Source organism: Fibrobacter sp. UWB5 (assembly GCF_002210295.1).
In the GTDB taxonomy this organism is placed as follows: domain Bacteria; phylum Fibrobacterota; class Fibrobacteria; order Fibrobacterales; family Fibrobacteraceae; genus Fibrobacter.
Map to the genome: position 1 here is coordinate 398,229 of NZ_MWQH01000001.1, position 18,118 is coordinate 416,346.

The window sequence follows — 18,118 nt, forward strand, 5'->3', positions numbered from 1 at the left end:
ATCATGTTCAAGCGTATTTGTAGCATAGCCTTGTTCGTAAGTCTCGCCCTGGGCGGGGTGACCGCACATGCTATGCCGGAACTGAAGGCCATGCCGACACCTCCCGATACGCTTGTGCTTTGGGTGATGGACCAGGATATCAATGCTGGCGCCGCTCTCCAGAAACTCATGAAAAAGTACACGCGCCAAAGCGGAACTCCGGTCAAGATCCGATTCGTGGATTGGGGAGTCGCCTTCGCCGAACTCAACAAGGTCTTGGTAACCGAAGCTGGCCCGGGGACCGATTTTCCGGATGTGTTGCAGTTGGGCTCGAGCTGGGTGCCGTATTTTGCCAAGGCGGGCATGATTAACCCTGTCACAGAATTGTTAGACGCTGTCGATACAAGTCGCTTTTATCCGGAGGCCATGAAATCTGGCCATATCGGTCGCGATACTCTGGTGTACTCGATTCCGTGGTTCCTCGACATTCGTGGATTCTTCGCGAACGAACGCATTTGGTTGGAACTGGGACTGCATGATTCCGAAATCGAAACTTACCCGCAGTTCTTTGGCGTGCTCCGGGCCATTTCGGAAGCCAAGGTGACTAACCGGCAAGATGTTGAGGTGGTGCCGTTTGAATTTGGCGTGAAGGACGACTGGACGGGCTATCAGCAGATGTCTCCGTTCCTCTGGAATTACGGCGGTGACTTCGTTGCAGAAGTCGATGGCGGTTACCGCAGTGCCCTGGCTGACCCTTTGACGCTGGTGGGACTTTGTTTTTATTTGAAATTGTTGCGCGACCATGACGTATCGCCGTACAACCTCAAGGAAAATTCGGCCCAGAGTGCAGACCGCTTTGTGCGTTCCGAACAGTTGATGATTTTTGGTACGTCCGAATTGATCCGCAAAATTGAATTCGACACGGAAATGGGCGGCTTGAGAGATAGCCCGCTCGCCAAAGACGGCTTGATTACGGTGACCGGTCCCAAGGGCCCGTACGGCAATTTCTCGTTTGTGGGCGGAAGCCATTTGACGCTCCCGAAGAACAGCAACCCGATCAAGCATGCAAAGGCCCGCGACTTGTTCCTGTTCATGCTCCGTGCAGACAATATCGATTTCTATTCTAGACAGTGCGGCTTCATTCCGCCCGACAAGAGCTTGATTCGAATCTGGATGCAGGATCCTCGCTACAATCATTTGATTGACGGACTTGAAAATCATGGCCGTAGCTGTCAGAACATTCCGGAATGGAGTGAAATCGAAATGACGGTGAACGGCATGGTGTCTGCCATTGCGGCGGCCTTGCTCAAGCAAGATTCTTCCGTGAATGAAGAAATTGCACGTCTCGTGTTCGATACGCACCAGAAAATCAATGGCATTTTGGGGTACAAAGACCCCGAAACGGAATCCGCTGTAAAGCGCCGTATTCTTGCGGCTTTGGAAACCCCGGTCGAAGAAACCAAGTACGAAAAGGGTTTCGGTTCGGTCAGCGGACAGTCTGAATTTAGCTTGCGGCTTATTGTGGTGATCTCTTTGGGAGCTGTTGCGGTCGTGCTATTGTTGGTGTTCTCTATTCGTCGTTTCCGCAAGCGCTAAAATTATGCGAAATATTTTTGCTTTAATTGGATTATTTGCAACTGTCGCTCTAGCCAATTTTCAATTGGATTCATTCCAGGTGTACGTAGACTCGGTGGTGCCTGGCGCCCGCTACGGACTTTCGATTCGCTCGGTCAAGACCGGCAATGAAATCGGTAACATTCGCGGTGGCGAAAAGTTTACTCCTGCAAGTACGCTCAAGACTTTGACGACGGCGGCGGCTGTGCATTTCTTGCCGCTCGATTATGCGCCCAAGACCCAAGTTTCTTTGAACGGTAGCGTGCGCAAGAAAACTTTTGTCGGAATCATCAATGTCCGCGGTGCGGGCGATCCGAATTTTTCGGGCCGCTATTATGCTGACCCGTTCCACATGCTGTATGCAATGGCCGATTCCATTCATGCTTTGGGCATTGATTCCGTTTCGGGTAAGATTGACCTGGATTCCAGCTATTACAAGGGTCCGTGGCGCGCTGAACACTGGCGCAAGAATTTTTATGATGCCTGGTACGGTGCCGAAATTGCGCCGCTCGGTTTTAACGACAACTGCACCATGATCCGCTTTAAGCCGGGTGCAAAAGTGGGCGAACTGGCTCGTGCCGAGGTTGTGCCCGACGTTGGCTATGTCGTCTTGAAAAATGAAATGGTGACGGTTCCGGGTAAAAAGCGCAAGTGGACTTGGGCGCTTGATTCTGCAAAGCCCGAAATCACGATCGGTGGCGCCATCGGTATCGGTGTGGATTCTAGCCAGCTGGTGCTCCCGGTGCGCAACCCGATTGCCTACTTTAAGGCAGCCTTCATTCACGCTCTCAAGGAACGCGGAATTGCTTTTATGGAACAGCCCAATGTGCAAGAGGGAATCCAGATTGCCTCTTATACTTATTCGGCGGCACCCTTCTTGAGCTTTCTCGACGAAATCAATCAGCGCAGCCAGAACTTGCATGCCGAAACCATCTTCCGCAATCTGGGAGCCCAAAAGACGGGTGTGGGAAGTGTTGAAAGCGGCCGCGCCATGGAAATGAAATTCCTTGCCGAAATGGGAATTGATTCTACGGATTTTGAAGTCTGGGACGGTTGCGGACTTTCGCCCAAGAACAAGGTGAAGCCTTCTACCGAAACCAAGTTGCTTGCCAAGATGGCTCGCCACCCCAAGGGCAGCTATTACATCAACAGCTTTGCTGGCCCTGGAATCGGTACCGGCGGCAAGCGTATGCTGGATTTGCCGTACCCCTGGCTCACTCGATTCAAGACGGGCTTTATTGGCGAAGTCCACGGCTTGGTCGGTTACATTTATACGCTCGATGGCGATACCCTTGCGGTGGCCATGTACTTTAACGAAACGGGCAAGAATCCGGATGCGCAACTCAAGGACGCGCTCGATACTTTGTGGACCCGTCTCGTTTACAGCGCAAATGACAGCTACGCCTCGTTCATGAAAATGAAGCAGATGTGGCTCGGTGCGCAGAATGTGGCCGGTCTTACTGCAAGGCTTGAATATTTCTCTCGCCTCATGAAGGGGACTCCTTACAAGCTTGGCCCCATGGGCGAAAGCTATCTGGATTCTATTGAGAATAAACCGCTGGTGTACATGGATTCGGTCGACTGCGTGACGTACCTGGAACATGCGCTTGCGATGGCCTTGTCGCCGAACGAAAACGAAATCTTCAATACGCTCCAGAAGATCCGCTACAAGGGCGGTAAAATCGGTTACGTGAATCGCAAACATTACCTGTTGGCAGATTGGGTGGCCGATGGCAAGTATGCTCGCGTCATGCAGGTTCCGGGTGACACCGTTATCAAGCGTACCATTCCCAAGCAAGATTTCTTCAAGGCGAAAAAGATCAAGTACGATACTCCCGATGCTCCGATGGATTTGCGCTACTTGCCATACAATCGGGCGATGGAACTGGCGTCTAAACCTTACGAAGGCCCGCTCATGGTAACAGGCGTTGCCTTTGTTGCCGGCGCGAACAATCTGGATGCGACGCATACGGGCTTTGTCATTTTCCGTAACGGCGAACTTCCGAAGTTGCGTCACGCAGCCTTCAAAAAGCACGTGATTGAATTGACTTTGAAAGATTACTTGGCGAGCCGCAAAGGCAAGCTCCCGGGAATCACTCTGTTCGAATTCTTAAAACAATAAGCACCTTGTCTTTCTTGCAAGAGGAGATGCCGGGTCCGTGCCCGGCATGACAGAGTGCTGGTTATTCCCCCAAATCAAACGCAAGAATCGCGACGAGTTCGTGCTCGCCCGCGTTAGTGTGCACGCCGCCTTCATCACCCTGCGGCTCCTTTTCGAACAAAGTCCATGCATCCGGCATCCAACCGTAGGCCGCCATGGTGAGTTCCTTGCCGATGGCAATTTCGGCGGCTTCTACCTCTTCCCAGCGCACGGGGCCTGTGGGTGCCTTGTAGTAGCGCAGCATTCCCAGCGCTTCCATGGATTCCGGGTAATTGTCTACCAGCTGGTAAACGCAATCCTTGTAGCTTTCGCCCTTCAGGCGGATGACGCGGTAAAGCCGCTTGTGACCCAGGAATTTAGAGAGGTCGCCGTGGTGAACGTCAATCTTGGAACCTTGCCCAAAGAATGTCATAAGCTCGCGGAAAATTTCCGAATCCTCTTCCATGAACGGGGAGAGTTTTTTAATAAGGGCGTTAACTTCGTTTGCGAGCATGTTTAAATAATAGATATTTTTTATCTTTTTACCTGTATAAAAAAGAGGCTTCAAAATGAAAAACGTAGTTCTTCTCGGTGCGACCGGTTCTATCGGTACTTCTAGCGTCGATGTCATTCACCAGCATTCCGATATCTTTAATCTTTACGCCGTTGCAGCAAACAGCAGTGTAGCGAAGGTTGCCGAAATCGTGCGCAAGTACAAGGTTGAACGCGTGTGCATGTTCGACCCGAATGCTGCGAAGGAACTTGAAAAAGAAATCGGCATGAAGGTGCTCGCCGGCATGGAAGGCCTGTGCGAACTCGCTGCCGACCCGAAGGCCGACATTATCATCAACTCGCTGATGGGTGCCGTGGGTTGCCTCCCGACCATTACCGCTATCGAACACGGCAAGCATGTGGCTCTCGCCAACAAAGAAACCATGGTCATGGCAGGCCCTGTGATCTGGGATAAGCTTGCCGAAAATCCGAAGTCCTTCATCACGCCGATTGACTCCGAACACAGCGCTATCTTCCAGTGCCTCGAAGGTGGCAAGCGTGAATCCGAAGTCGAATTCCTTGAAATTACGGCATCCGGTGGCCCGTTCCGCGAATGGCCGATTGAAAAGTTTGAAAACATCACCGTGGCCGATGCCTTGAATCACCCGGTGTGGAGCATGGGCAAGAAGATTACCATCGACTCTGCTTCCATGATGAACAAGGGCCTCGAAGTTCTCGAAGCTCACTTCTTGTTCCACATTCCGTACGACCAGATCAAGGTGGTGGTTCACCCGCAGTCCATGGTGCATTCGCTGGTGCAGTTCCGCGACGGTTCCCTCATGGCCCAGCTCGGCGCTCCTGACATGCGCATCCCGATTCAGGTAGCGCTCACGTGGCCGGATCGCTTGAAGCTCGATACCAAGCGCATTGATCTGCCGACCCTTGCGAAGCTGACCTTCTTCGAGCCGGACTTCAACAAGTTCCGTTGCCTTGCGCTCGCTTTTGAAGCCGGCCGCCGCGGCGGTATCGTGCCTGCCATGATGAATGCTGCAAACGAAGTCCTCGTTGACGCCTTCCTTAAAGGTAACCTCAAGTTTACCGACATCCCGCGCCATGTGGAAACGATTATGGCCGGTGCCCCGAACGTGACGGGTCACTTGACGCTTGACCAGGTGCTTGAAGCCGACGCCGAAGCCCGTCGCCTGACGCTCGACCTGATCAAGTAAGTTGTAATCTTGTACAACAGAATTTTGAGTCGCTCCGGAATGGGGCGACTTTTTTGATTTATATTACTTTGTGGGCATTATTGCCCTGTTTGGAAAGGATTGAGTATGAACAAAATTATAGCGGCATCGTGCCTTGCTGTAGCGGTTTCTGCGTTTGCGCAAGGTTTTGGCGGTCAACAAGGCCAAGGAAAAATTGAATATTCCGAAAAATTCGCCGACTTGAATTACGCGGGCGATAGGGAGACATTCCATACATTGGATATCTACCTGCCCAAAGAAACAAAAGATGCTTATCCGGTAGTGATTCACACTTACGGTAGCGCCTGGAGCATGAATAATATGAAGGGCTCCGCTGACCTGAATACAATCGGCTCGGCGCTCGTGAAGGCCGGATACGCGCTTGTGACTCCGAATCACCGTTCTGCAAGCGATGCCATTTACCCGGCGCAGTTGCATGATCTTAAGGCCGTAGTGCGCTTTATTCGCGGTAATGCAGCGAAATACAAAATCGATACATCGTTTATCGCCATGTCCGGATTTTCGTCGGGCGGACATCTCTCCAGTTTGGTCGCTACAACCTGTGGCTTGGAAGAAGGCAAGTCCGGTTCCGTAACGGTGGACTTGGTGGGCTCCCTGGGGGAGTTCACCAAGTTCAGTAGCTGTATCGATGCGGCGTCGCTGTGGTCTCCTCCGACCGATATTTACACCATGAATCCTATCAATAATTTCATGGGTAGCGGAACTTACGAAGGCGCCTTCATCGGTGCCGAGCGCGAAGGCAACAAGGATAAGTGGATGGTAGCCAGTTCGCCGTATTATGCAAGCGAAGACGATCCTCCGATTATCATGTTCCACGGCACGAAGGATCAGGTCGTGAATCCGGAACAGAGCAAGGAACTGTATGATTCGCTCAAAAAGCATAATGTCGTGACGGAACTGGTTTCGGTAACGGACGGAACCCATGGCGGCAACGAAATGTATGTCGACGAAAACTTGAACAAAATGATCAGTTTCTTCAATACGGCTCGTGAAGCAAAATCGCAGATTGTCGAACCTTTGGATACGGCGAAGGTAGATACTTCTGCGACGGATACCACGGTTACCGATACTTTGGATAACGACTCCATGCAGACTCGTCTGCCTTCGAACTGGAAACAGCTGGCTCATGTCGGCTTGGTCGGTAACAAGCTGGTAGCCTTCGGGAATGGGGGCGAATACCGTTGCGCCATCGTCTCCATGAACGGCTCTGTAACCTGGCGGGGCGATTTCCGCGGGGCTTTGGACCTGTCCTGGCTGCCTTCCGGGACGTATGCCATTGTTGTTTCATTCCCGTCTGGAATACAAAAAAGCTTGAAATTTGCGAAAAAATAACACAATGGGTACACTTGTGTCCAATTTCTGGCGTAAGAGAACTCTCTTACGCCTTTTTTGGGGTATATTTGTAGCTACATAATTCATTAAGGAGTCCGAGATGTTGAAATTTGGCTTGAAACAGTATGCCGCTGTCGTACTTTCTCTTACGTCGGCGGCTTTTGCTGCTACGGCGTACATTAACCAGATTGGTTACCGCGTAGGTGATGCAAAGGAATTTACCCTGGCCGATGGAAACGGCGATGTTGAAATTGTGGATGCAAGCGGAACGACCGTTTTGACGGCGACTCCGTCGGCTGCGTCGAATTGGGAACCTAGCGGTCAGAATGTCCAGCTGGTCGATTTCTCGGACTTGAACGTTCCGGGCAAGTATTCCATCAAGGTGGGTGGCCAGGTGCTTCGCCAGGACCTCACGATTGCCGCCAACACCTATGAAGAAGTCACCAAGGCATCTTTGAAGTGGTATTACTACCAGCGTGCTTCCATGGCTTTGGAAGAAACCTACGCCGGTCAGTGGAAGCGTGCCGCCGGTCATACCAATGCAAGCGTGCAGCTCCATAGCTCTACCGGTGAATCCGGTTCGATCAACTCGACCAAGGGCTGGTACGATGCCGGTGACTACGGTCGCTACATTGTGAACTCGGGCATTACCACTTATACGCTCCTTTCGCTGTACGAACATTTCCCGGACTATTTCAAGACTCTCAAGTGGAACATCCCGGCCGAAGGCTCTCTTCCGGACTTGCTGGCCGAAATCAAGTACAACTTGGACTGGATGCTTACCATGCAGGCCTCCGATGGTGGCGTTTACCACAAGCTGACTTCTCTCGGATTCCCGGGCGATGTCATGCCGGCAGACGATATCGATCCGATTTACGTAATCGGTAAGGGCTCGGCCGCTACGTTTGACTTTGCCGCTGTGATGGCCGTGGCTGCCCGCGTGTACAAGCCGTTCGATGCCACGTATGCTGACAAGTGCCTCGAAGCTGCCAAGAAGGCTTACGCTTGGGGCGCCCAGAACCCGAACAAAAAATACAGCAACCCGATGGATGTGCAGACGGGTGAATATGGTGATGGCTGGCTCGAAGACGAAAAGAAGTTTGCCGCTACTGAACTCTTCGTTTCTACCGGCGATGCAACCTATAATCCCAATGGCGCCTCGGCCGGTATTCCGAGCTGGGCCGATGTGGGTGGCCTTGCTACCTATGGTCAGGCAACGCATGCAACGGAATTTGGCGGCGCTGCCCAGGCTGCAAAAGACAGCTTGCTCAAAACGGCTGACGACTTTGTGAAGCGTGCCCAGACGGGTTTCGGTGTCGTAATGGCAAAGAATGACTTCGTGTGGGGTTCTAACGCTGTTGCTGGAAACCAGGGCGTTTGGCTGTTGCACGCTTACTACCTGACTGGCGATGCCAAGTACTACCAGGCTGCCGTCAAGGTGCTTGATTACCTGCTCGGTAAGAACCCGCTGGATATGTCTTTCCTGACGGGTTTTGGCACCAAGTCTGCCAAGAAGCCGCACCATCGTCCGAGTACCTCTGACAAGGTGTCTGCTCCGATTCCCGGCATGATTGTGGGTGGCCCGCAGCCCGGTGGCGAAGACATCGGTTCTGAATCTTGGGAATGCAAGGATTATAGAACCGGCTTCCCGGCAACTTCTTATGTCGACAACAACTGCAGCTATGCTTCAAACGAAGTGGCTATCAACTGGAACGCTCCGTTTGCATACCTCGCTGGCGCTATCGAAGCCATCAACCACGGTTATGCCCCGAGCTTTGCTGCCGAAGGTGTTGCCCGCGGTACCGATGCAATCAAGCCCAAGGTCGCTCGCAGGGCTTACGCCAAGCAGGGCCCGCAGCTCCGCTTTGTCGACCAGAAGCTCTATGTCGAAAACAACGGCAAGCGCTTCAACCTGAAGGGTCATCAGGTTAAGTAGTCTGAATTGAGCTTTCATCTTGCTTTTTGAAGTCATGCTGACGAAAGTCAGCATCGGCTTTTTTTATATATGTTCTCAGGAGAGGTTTTTATGAAAAATCGTTTTGCCAATCGTTTTGTATTTGCTGCCGCAGCGGGGCTTTCGCTTTGTGCTTCCGCTTTTGCCGCCCAGAATGTGATCAAGGTCGATGATTTGCATCCGGGTGTCGTTATCAATAAAGACAACATGATGTCTGCGGACTTGGCGATCTGGAATCCGCCTAGCCGCTATTACGACATGACCTCTGCTTTGGTCGATGGCGGTTACACGCTGTTCCGTTTCCCGAATGGCAGCCTTTCGAATGATTACCACTGGAATGGTATCGGTAGCTATGATAGCACGGGTCTCTGGACCGCCGACGAAAATAAGTGGGCTCGCGGTTTCTTGGGCGAAACGATTTACCGAGGCACCACCAAGGACAACTACGGATTTGTGCGCCGCAGCCACTTGGCCGACGGCAATATGGAAACCATGTGGTGGGGCGAAATTTTGGACCCTGTGGATCCGCCCTGGGTCGTGATTGAATTCCCCGAAAAGATCAATGTTGATTCCTTGCAAATCGATTGGGGAACTCTGCGTCCGAAATCTTTTGAAATAGCCTACTGGACCGAAGACTATGCTGAATATCCGGGTGTGCATCAGGCTCTTGAAAACAAGTTGAAAACCGAGAAGATTGTCAAGGTGAGTGGGGCGACAACGAAGTACAAGTCCAAGTTCCGCACACGCTACGTGGCAATCCGCTTCAAGGCTTCCGATTTGCCGGCCAAGGGCGTGCAGATTCGCGAAATGAAACTCTTCAGTGGCGAAACCGATTTGCTCGGCGGTAACAACTACAAGTTCTACGCCATGTCGACCCGTAACGGCGATAAGGCTCGCACCGACTGGACCGACATCAAGTGGGATTTTGAAGAATTCATGAAGTACATCAAGACGCTCCCGAATGCAAAGGCTGTGATTTGCGTGAATGCAGGCACGGGTACTGCAAAGGAAGCTGCCGCCTGGGTGCGCTACGCCAACAAGGTCAAGGGTTACAATATCAAGCAGTGGGAAATCGGCAACGAACTCGATGGCGAATGGGAAGAATCCGGCCCGATTTCGGCAAGGCATTATGCCGCCCGTTTCTTGGAATATGCACGCGCCATGAAGGCGGTGGATTCCTCCATCATTCTGCACGGACCGCTCCTGAGTACGCATAAGATGATGCAGAAGGGCGCCGGCATTCTTGATGGCAAGTACTGGATGGAAGAATTCCTGCGCATCGTGGGCGAGGCCGAAAAGAAAGACGGCAAGCGTTACCTCGACGTGGTCGACTTGCACAATTATCCGTACTGGACTCCGAATGAACCGAAGCCCGCTGAAATGCTCAAGGCCATGCTCGACGTAGGCCCGAATATGGATACGCTGAATGTGTGGATGAAACGCCACCTCGAAGGCGAACGCCGCGTGTTCCTCTCGGAATTCAGCACTTGCGTGCAGGGCTTTAGCCTGCTGATGGATTACCCGCAGGCTGCTGCTGTGGCAAGTATTTTCGCTCAGCATGCCATGCGCTTTGGTAACCGTTTGCAGGTGCTCCCGTGGGATGCCTTTGGCAACGTGTTCAAGGGACCCGATGACACTTGGGGTACCATCAGTATGACGGCTCTTGCAAAAGAAGGCTCCTGGAATCATTGGAAGTCCTTGGAACCGACGGCGGAATACTACGGCCTTTATATGACTTTCAAGGATTTCTTGGAAGACGGCTATGCCGTGTTCCCGGTAGAGGCGACTTCGCCGGATGTGGAAGCTTATGCAATCGGCAAGGGTGATTCTGCCCGCGTGATGATTGTGAACTTGTCGGACGCACCGCAGGTGGTGCAGATTGACCGTGCAAGCGTCAAGGGCAATTCTAAAGAAGTCGGCAAGGGCGATCTGGTGCGCACACAGGTCGAAATCTTTGGCGAAGATCAGTTCAAGTGGGTGGGTACTTCGCAGAATGCGTTCCCGTATCCGAAAATGGGCCCGAGCGGTCGCCGCATTAACCCGAGCAAGAGCAAGGACATTACGGTGCCGCCGTTTGGTCTCGCTGTCGTGCAAGTCAACCCGAAGGTGGTGGGCTTGAGCGAAGCGACTAAGGACAAGGCCGCCAAGCCTGTGATTCTTGCTGCAGCGCTCGAAAAGAAGGTGCTCATGGCGGGCGATACGATCGACTTGTTCGTGACGGCAACCCAGCCGAATGGCCAGCTGACAAACGGTTCCGTGAATATCGGCAACTGGGGCAAGCGCGGTCTGTTGATGCAGTCGGTGACTCCCGATGACGGCAAGTGGAATGCTTCTATTGAAAGTTTCCATGTGCAGATTCCGATTCCCGATGACATGTACCCTGCAGCACGCACGATCCATGTAGTGGTTCAGGGTCTTGGCGGTAAAGTGACGGTGCTTGAAATTCCGTTCCGCATTCGTGGCGCCTACCGTACCACGCATGTGATGCAGAATTTTGATAACGGCCTCGATGCGGTCGATTGGTTCCCGGTGGCAAACGGCGACAACGCGACGACCATTGGCGCGAAGGTCTTTAACGGTGCTCCTCCGCATGGTGGCTTTATCCGCCACGACTTTATGATCGAGCAGCCGCCTACGCAGGGATGGCCGAACTTTGCGGGCGCCTACTACGTGATTCCCGAAGAAGTTCACAATTCCGTGGGTATCGTGTTTGATTACGCCACGAACCATAGCAATCCCGATGGTTACTTCGAAGTGCAAATCGCAAGCAACCAGGTCCAGGATTACGATGAATTCATGGTGCGCCTCAAGAATACTCGCGGCTCCTGGATGCGCGATACGCTCATTTGGGAAAACATGAAGCAGGAAGGTTGGGGCAAGACTATCCCGCAGCTCGACCCGAAGCAAATCAAGAACTTCTCTTGGCGCGCCCGCTACAGCGGTACAGGCTATATTAGTCTCGACAACATCTACCTGCTCGGCGAAGATGGTGAAGAGGTGCCGATGCCTCGCGGCCTCCGCCGCCTGAGATAACGCTTGCATTCCGGCGTCATGCCGACGTAGGTCGGCATCGGCATTCCTGCCTGATACATTCGACACACTTCTGTCTATAAACGGCTTTTTGTTGGACCGTTTATAGGCTTTTTTCTTTATATTACTCTCGCACGCGCGTTGGTGACGCGTTTTCTCGAAAGAGAGGGATGTTGTGAAATACAAATTTTTTGCTTTAGTCGCAGTTTCTGCGTCTGTTTTGTCGTCTTCGGCCTTTGCCGCTAACGCTTACATTAACCAGGTGGGTTTCCGCCCTTCCGATCCCAAGGAATTTTCGCTTGTCGGAGCCTCTGGCAATGTTGAAATCCAGGATGCCTCTGGCAAGACTGTGCTTACGGTAACGCCTGGCGCCGCCTCGTTCTGGGATGCAAGCGGCCAGAATGTACAGCTGGTCGATATTTCCAAATTGACCGCCGAGGGCAAGTACAGCATTAAGGTGGGCGGCCAGACACTTCGCCAAGATCTGGTGGTCAAGAACAATACCTTTGCCGACGTTTACAAGGCTGCTATCAAGTGGTTCTATTACCAGCGCGCCTCTATGGCTCTCGAAAGTGCATACGCGGGCAAGTGGGCTCGTGCTGCAGGCCATACGAATGCGACTGTCGAACTTCATAATTCTACGGGCGCTTCGGGCACTATCAATTCAAGCAAGGGCTGGTATGATGCCGGCGACTACGGACGCTATATCGTGAATTCGGGCATTACCACCTACACGCTCCTTTCGCTTTACGAACATTTCCCGGAATTTTTCAAGACGGCCAAGTGGAATATTTCTGCCGATGGAACTTTGCCGGATTTGCTCGCCGAAATCAAGTACAATTTGGACTGGATGCTTACTATGCAGGCCAATGACGGTAGCGTTTATCACAAGCTTACCTCTCTTGCATTCCCTGGCGATGTGATGCCTGCGCAAGACAATGCAAAACTTTATGTTATCGGTAAGAGTGCCGAAGCCGCACTTGACTTTGCCGGTGTGATGGCAGTTGCTGCGCGCGTGTACAAACCGTTTGATTCCAATTACGCCGCCAAGTGCCTTGATGCAGCCAAGAAGGCTTATAGCTGGGGCTCTTCGAATATGAGCTACCACTTTACCGCAAACCCCTCCGATGTGGCGACAGGTGCGTACGAAGGCAACAACGCGGCCGACGAAAAGCTTTTTGCCGGCACGGAACTTGCCATTACCACGGGCGATAATTCTTACAAGCAGAATGGTTCTTCGGAATATGTGTCGTACTGGGGCGACCTTTCGGGCGTTGCCACTTATGGCAAGGCAACGCATGCATCTGTGTTTGGCGATGCAAACGAAGCCAAACAGAAAATCTTGGGCACTGCAGATGGTTTCGTGAACCGTACCAAGTCGGGCTTTGGCGTGGTGATGGCGAAAGATGACTTTGTGTGGGGCTCCAACGCCGTGGCCTCCAATCAGGGCGTATGGCTTTTGCATGCCTATTACCTCACCGGCGACGAAAAGTATTACACCGCAGCGCTCAAGGTGCTTGATTACTTGCTCGGCAAGAATCCGCTTGACATGTCATTTGTTACAGGTTACGGCACGAAGTCTCCCAAGATGCCGCACCACCGCCCGAGTACTTCGGACAACGTAGAAGATCCGATTCCGGGTATGCTTGTGGGTGGCCCGCAGCCCGGTGGCGAAGACGTTGGCTCTGCTGCCGAATGGAAGTGTGCCGATTACAGAACTGGCAATGCGGCGACCGCTTATACCGACCAACGTTGTAGCTACGCAACGAACGAAGTCGCTATCAACTGGAATGCACCTCTTGCTTACCTTGCTGGCGCTCTTGAAGCTCTGAACGCTGGTTATGCTCCCTCGTTTGCGGCAAATGGCGTTGCCAGAAAGTCAACCGTCGTCTCGTCGAGTTCCTCGATTGCGTCGTCTAGTTCTCAAATCGCCTCTAGCTCCTCGATTGTTCCGACATCCAGCTCGTCTGAACAAAAATCTAGCTCTTCGGAATCGCTCGCTTCGAGTTCGTCGCAATGGAATCCGTGGGTTTCGAGCAGCTCCATGACTACGGCAATTCACGAAACTTTGCCTGCCCGCATGCAAAACAAGGCTGCTCCGCGCCTTCGCCAAAATGGCCATAAGCTCTATGTCGAAAAGAACGGCAAACGCTTTGACCTTCTCGGCAACAGCGTCCGTTAATTCCATTGGATAAATCTTGTTTCGTAAAATGTCATGCCGGACTAGGTCCGGCATCGGCTTTGTTTTCCTGAGGTCACCCTGAACTCGGTTCAGGGTCAGCATCTCTTTTTTTACTACATTATCACACGATGGAATCGATATTCAGTAATGTCTTGATGTTTGTGCTCGGCCTACTTGGCTTGAGCTTCTTGGTGACCATTCACGAACTCGGCCACTTCTTGGTGGCCAAGTGGAATAATGTCAAGGTCAACACATTCAGCATCGGTTTCGGCAAGAAATTGATTCGCTACCGTCACGGCGAAACGGAATACTGCATTTCGGCAATTCCCTTTGGCGGTTACGTGGCCATGGCGGGCGAAAATCCGGACACGCTCAAAGAAGGCCAAGTTCCGGGAGAACGTGATTTTGTGGCAAAGTCGGTGGGCGCTCGCGCTGCCATTGCATTTGCGGGCCCGTTCATCAATATCGTATTCGCCTTTATCCTGTTGATGATTCTTTATATGGTGGGCGTCGAAGAACCGGCAACAAACGATTTGATCGTGGGCTTTGTCGCGAAAGATTCTCCGGCCGTAACCGCTGGCATTCAGCCGGGTGACACCATTACCGAAATCAACGGCAAACCCACTCAGGGCTGGGATGATTTCCGCGAACAAATCGGCGTGAGTCTCGGCGCAAGTGTCCCGCTTACCGTGCACCGCGGCGGCGAACCGCTAACGATTACGGTCGTCCCCGAAGAACTCGTGATTCCGGCGCAAGATTCTACCAGCTCCGAAATTGCGATGGGTATCGGCGATATCGGTATTTACCCGCGCAACCGCGTGATTGTACGCTTGCCGCCGATGGCAGGCTCTGCAGCCGAAAAGGCGGGCCTTGCCGTGGGCGATACCATCTTTGAAATTAACGGCGAGCATATTTCCCGCTACGAAGAAGTGGTGCGCATTATCGACGGCAGCAAGGGCGAACCCGTGAACATCACCGTTATCCGTAACGGCGATACGCTTACCAATTCGCTCACGCCGGTTTACAACGAAGATTACAAGCGCTACATGGTCGGCATCCAGATGGGCTATGTGCTCTTCCGCGAAACAAAAATTGTGCGCCGCGGTCCTGTGGAAGCCTTCACGAAAACTTGTGCGACCAGCTGGAAAATGACCACGAGTATTTTTCGCTATTTCAAGCGCATGTTCCAAGGCCATGTCAAGGTAGATGCGTTCTCTGGCCCGGTTTCGATTGTCGCCGTCATGGGTAACGTGTGGATGAGCGGCTTCCAGGACTTTTTGATGTTGCTCGCCCTCATCAGTATTAACTTGGGCGTCATGAACCTGCTTCCGCTCGCGATTACCGACGGAGGCCTCTTGATGTTCCTCGGTATCGAAAAGCTGCGTGGCAAACCGCTTTCGACAAAGACGCAGACCGTCATTCAGAACGTCGCTGCAGCCTTCTTCATCAGCTTCTTCGTGTTTATCACGATTCTTGACTTTAGCAAGCTCTCGCTGTTCTTGAAATAGCCCTAGAATGGAATCCAGGGGATGTTCCACTGGAAATTGATGCCCCAGCCGCCCGTAAGCATGGTGTCGCCTCCGCCCGGATTAGCATGCCAGTCACAAGTCAGTACCTGATAGTTGGCCGCCAGCGAAACCTGCAACTGGTCTGTTATGCGATATCCCAATCGATATCCATACTTAAAGTCTCCATGATGCAGAGCGGAACCTTCTTCCATGTCGTCGAAAAGCGCGGGATTAAAATTATTCATTGAGAAAACGTATCCAAAACCAACATAGGTCTCAAACATAATCCGCTTTATCGTCACGGACCAAACGAATGGCTTGATATAAATATCCCATGCAGACACGCTCACGTCGCCATCGGAATGGGAATAACCGAAACGGCTGACGCCTACGGCAAGAGTATAGTCCACCATATTTTCCGGCTCGTTGAACACGCCGAATTCAGCGGCGAAGCCTAGTATTCCACCGGGCTTATAAACAGAATTCTCGGTTTGGAGGCGGCTATCCTTGATGTCAATATCTAGGAAGGCTGCGCTAGCAAAGCCGCAAACAAAAAGGACGAGTGTTAAAATCCTTTGCATACATCCCATCCTTTTGTAGAAAATTCCTCTTTGGAATCATAATGCGTAACGGATATTTTTCTAAAAGCTCCGTCTTTTGAAAATACTCCTTCACTGAGTGCTGAAGAAGCGAAGAATTTAAAACTTCCTGTATAATACGATAGTTTGTCCGTGTTCATGCCGATAGGGAAGTGGGTCGTAATGTTTGTGTGGAAAATACCGTCTATTTTCGGTTCCAAATAAGACACCGGGAACGTTTCCTTGTAAACCGTTTCGTCCGATTCCCATATCGTGTGAACTTCCATATCGTCTCTATAAGATATCGTTTCGCCCCTAAGGGTGTAAGGGATGGTGTCCTCGACAAATTGACCCGTGGTATCGTAAGTCAAAGCGAAGCCGCGTACAACGACTGTTGCACTATCGCCTTCAAAGCAGATTTCCTTACAAAGAATCTTGTCGTAACGTTTTTCACGTCCCAGAGCAGGACGCTCGCCTTCTACATTAGGGAGCTTTTTATCTATGTAGGTGTCCTCGTTAATGATTTCGCTATAATAGCATCCTTGGACATCTTCGGCAGTTACCTGTTCCGGTGCATCTGACGGATCATGAGCGATGTAGGGACACCCCTGTAAACACAGGGCGCTCAGGACAAGTAATAATAAAGAACAATATTTTGTCATGAATAAAAATTTAGATTATTTTTATAGCATTATTACCACTATCCAAAATTTTATAGATATGGTAGCACATAGGCTTAGGAATTGTTGATGACGAAAAAGCATAGAATTCTATTGGCGTTATGTCTTTTATTGCTGGGATGTTCTTCGCTTGGCCGTTTTACGACATATTCTTTATCTACCTACGAAAAAGAAAGTTCATCTTCAAAAAGAGACGTAGAAGAATACCTAGTACAAGAAAATCCGGTAGACTCTTTGAATATTCGAATTAGTGGAAATGAGTATTTCTTATTGGCAGGGATTATTGTCCCGATAATACCTTTATTTCATTCGGATATAATTGAATTGACTTATGAAGTGGAACCTGATGATCAATGTGCTGTTGTTTATCTAGGTGATCAGGAAGCGAAAATGCATCGTTATTCCCCGTGCGATACAATTTACCCTTACCATCGGGGCTGCCCATATTATGAGCCTCGTGAAATTCAAGAAAAAATTTATGAATGTCATTACATTGTAGATGAAGACGACATAGATGATTTGGTTACGTTTAAATTTCCATCGGGTCAATCAACAACATTAAGGATAAATGTTGAAAAAAACTGGAAATATAGATTATATTAACCAACCTCATTTTCAAGCGCATTGTCAAAAAGAACTTTGAACGAATCGCACAAGAATGGTGCTGCACAGAACCGCTAGACAGTAAGCCGTATTAAATTTTTTGCGAAAAGGACTTGACAAAAATTTTCAAATAGTGTACATTTGTGCATGTACAACTAAAAAAGGAGAACCTATGGAATTAAAATTTTGTCAGAGCTGCGGAATGCCGCTCACACCGGAAATCTTGGGCACTAATGCCGATGGCAGCAAGAACGATGAATACTGCATCTACTGCTACAAAGATGGCGCTTTCACCGGCGACTTCAACATGGAACAGATGGTCGAATTCTGCTCGCAGTTCGTCGATGAATTCAACAAGAATACCGGCAAGAACTTTACCCGCGAAGAGTACAAAGTGGAACTTCGCAAGTATTTCCCCACGCTCAAGCGCTGGCGACTCCCCGCGGACCAACTTCCGCACGCCACCTCGCCTATGAAGCAGAAGTTCATTGAAGAAGTCAACGCGCTGGGCATCAAGGACATGCCGAAAATCGACAACCTCTTTGTTCTGCAGGGCTCGTTCATCAACCAGGAATACAAAATCAACGGCAACAACGTCAAGCTCCTGGACGATAACGCAAGCTACTGGGGAAACCAAGTTGAAAAGATTGGTGCCGAAGGCCGCTGCTTCGGAATCGCCTGCGACGAACGCTACATTCTCGTGAGCGAATACGGCAAGAACGGCGCCGATGCCGAAATCGTCGTATTCAAGAAACGGTAAT

At 51.2% G+C, this 18,118-nt stretch carries 13 protein-coding genes; 10 read left to right on the forward strand and 3 right to left on the reverse strand.

Annotation, left to right across the window (positions count from 1 at the left end):
* The first annotated feature begins 3 nt into the window (after positions 1-3).
* Both B7989_RS01720 and dacB read left to right on the forward strand, forming a co-directional pair.
* Positions 4-1,575: an extracellular solute-binding protein gene (locus B7989_RS01720; RefSeq protein ID WP_088626901.1), complete on the forward strand. Its 1,572-nt coding sequence runs from the start codon at positions 4-6 to the stop codon at positions 1,573-1,575.
* Positions 1,576-1,639: 64 nt separating this feature from the next.
* On the forward strand, positions 1,640-3,715 hold the full coding sequence (gene dacB, locus B7989_RS01725) for a D-alanyl-D-alanine carboxypeptidase/D-alanyl-D-alanine-endopeptidase (RefSeq protein ID WP_233144207.1): 2,076 nt from the start codon (positions 1,640-1,642) through the stop codon (positions 3,713-3,715).
* A gap of 61 nt (positions 3,716-3,776) precedes the next feature.
* Here dacB and B7989_RS01730 read toward each other — a convergent pair whose 3' ends face one another.
* Positions 3,777-4,247 carry a hypothetical protein gene (locus B7989_RS01730; protein WP_144264936.1) on the reverse strand — a complete coding sequence of 157 codons (471 nt, stop codon included), beginning with the start codon at positions 4,245-4,247 and terminating at the stop codon, positions 3,777-3,779.
* Positions 4,248-4,302: 55 nt separating this feature from the next.
* Here B7989_RS01730 and dxr point away from each other — a divergent pair, with 55 nt between their 5' ends.
* The 6 genes from dxr to rseP all read left to right on the forward strand — a co-directional run bounded on the left by dxr (position 4,303) and on the right by rseP (position 15,496).
* Positions 4,303-5,451, forward strand: coding sequence for a 1-deoxy-D-xylulose-5-phosphate reductoisomerase (gene dxr, locus B7989_RS01735; RefSeq protein ID WP_088626904.1), 1,149 nt, complete (start codon positions 4,303-4,305; stop codon positions 5,449-5,451).
* 105 nt (positions 5,452-5,556) lie between these two features.
* On the forward strand, positions 5,557-6,822 hold the full coding sequence (locus tag B7989_RS01740) for an alpha/beta hydrolase (protein ID WP_233144208.1): 1,266 nt from the start codon (positions 5,557-5,559) through the stop codon (positions 6,820-6,822).
* A gap of 100 nt (positions 6,823-6,922) precedes the next feature.
* Positions 6,923-8,758, forward strand: a complete 1,836-nt coding sequence (locus B7989_RS01745; protein ID WP_088626905.1) for a glycoside hydrolase family 9 protein — start codon at positions 6,923-6,925, stop codon at positions 8,756-8,758.
* Positions 8,759-8,848: 90 nt separating this feature from the next.
* On the forward strand, positions 8,849-11,809 hold the full coding sequence (locus tag B7989_RS01750) for a glycoside hydrolase family 44 protein (protein WP_088626906.1): 2,961 nt from the start codon (positions 8,849-8,851) through the stop codon (positions 11,807-11,809).
* 172 nt (positions 11,810-11,981) lie between these two features.
* A complete protein-coding gene (locus B7989_RS01755) occupies positions 11,982-13,988 on the forward strand; it encodes a glycoside hydrolase family 9 protein (protein WP_088626907.1) in 2,007 nt (668 codons plus the stop codon).
* A gap of 128 nt (positions 13,989-14,116) precedes the next feature.
* Positions 14,117-15,496 carry an RIP metalloprotease RseP gene (rseP, locus tag B7989_RS01760; protein WP_088626908.1) on the forward strand — a complete coding sequence of 460 codons (1,380 nt, stop codon included), beginning with the start codon at positions 14,117-14,119 and terminating at the stop codon, positions 15,494-15,496.
* Positions 15,497-15,498: 2 nt separating this feature from the next.
* On the opposite strand, the gene B7989_RS01765 is transcribed toward rseP, so the two are convergent.
* A complete protein-coding gene (locus B7989_RS01765; protein ID WP_088626909.1) occupies positions 15,499-16,077 on the reverse strand; it encodes a hypothetical protein in 579 nt (192 codons plus the stop codon).
* A complete protein-coding gene (locus tag B7989_RS01770; protein WP_088626910.1) occupies positions 16,062-16,736 on the reverse strand; it encodes a hypothetical protein in 675 nt (224 codons plus the stop codon). Before B7989_RS01770 ends, B7989_RS01765 begins: the two co-directional genes overlap by 16 nt.
* A gap of 87 nt (positions 16,737-16,823) precedes the next feature.
* Between B7989_RS01770 and B7989_RS13935 the strand changes: the two genes are divergently transcribed.
* Positions 16,824-17,357 (forward strand): hypothetical protein, encoded by a 534-nt coding sequence (locus B7989_RS13935; protein WP_158212842.1) that lies wholly within the window; start codon positions 16,824-16,826, stop codon positions 17,355-17,357.
* A gap of 172 nt (positions 17,358-17,529) precedes the next feature.
* The gene (locus B7989_RS01775; RefSeq protein ID WP_088626911.1) at positions 17,530-18,117 is read left to right on the forward strand and encodes a zinc ribbon domain-containing protein; all 588 of its coding nucleotides are present in this window, start codon (positions 17,530-17,532) and stop codon (positions 18,115-18,117) included.
* Position 18,118: the final 1 nt, after the last annotated feature.

Coding starts and splice junctions, on each gene's coding strand:
- B7989_RS01720 (WP_088626901.1), top strand. CDS start 4: ATGTTCAAGCGTATTTGTAGCATAGCCTTGTTCGTAAGTCTCGCCCTG.
- B7989_RS01730 (WP_144264936.1), bottom strand. CDS start 4,247: ATGCTCGCAAACGAAGTTAACGCCCTTATTAAAAAACTCTCCCCGTTC.
- dxr (WP_088626904.1), top strand. CDS start 4,303: ATGAAAAACGTAGTTCTTCTCGGTGCGACCGGTTCTATCGGTACTTCT.
- B7989_RS01740 (WP_233144208.1), top strand. CDS start 5,557: ATGAACAAAATTATAGCGGCATCGTGCCTTGCTGTAGCGGTTTCTGCG.
- B7989_RS01745 (WP_088626905.1), top strand. CDS start 6,923: ATGTTGAAATTTGGCTTGAAACAGTATGCCGCTGTCGTACTTTCTCTT.
- B7989_RS01750 (WP_088626906.1), top strand. CDS start 8,849: ATGAAAAATCGTTTTGCCAATCGTTTTGTATTTGCTGCCGCAGCGGGG.
- rseP (WP_088626908.1), top strand. CDS start 14,117: ATGGAATCGATATTCAGTAATGTCTTGATGTTTGTGCTCGGCCTACTT.
- B7989_RS01765 (WP_088626909.1), bottom strand. CDS start 16,077: ATGCAAAGGATTTTAACACTCGTCCTTTTTGTTTGCGGCTTTGCTAGC.
- B7989_RS01770 (WP_088626910.1), bottom strand. CDS start 16,736: ATGACAAAATATTGTTCTTTATTATTACTTGTCCTGAGCGCCCTGTGT.
- B7989_RS13935 (WP_158212842.1), top strand. CDS start 16,824: ATGACGAAAAAGCATAGAATTCTATTGGCGTTATGTCTTTTATTGCTG.
- B7989_RS01775 (WP_088626911.1), top strand. CDS start 17,530: ATGGAATTAAAATTTTGTCAGAGCTGCGGAATGCCGCTCACACCGGAA.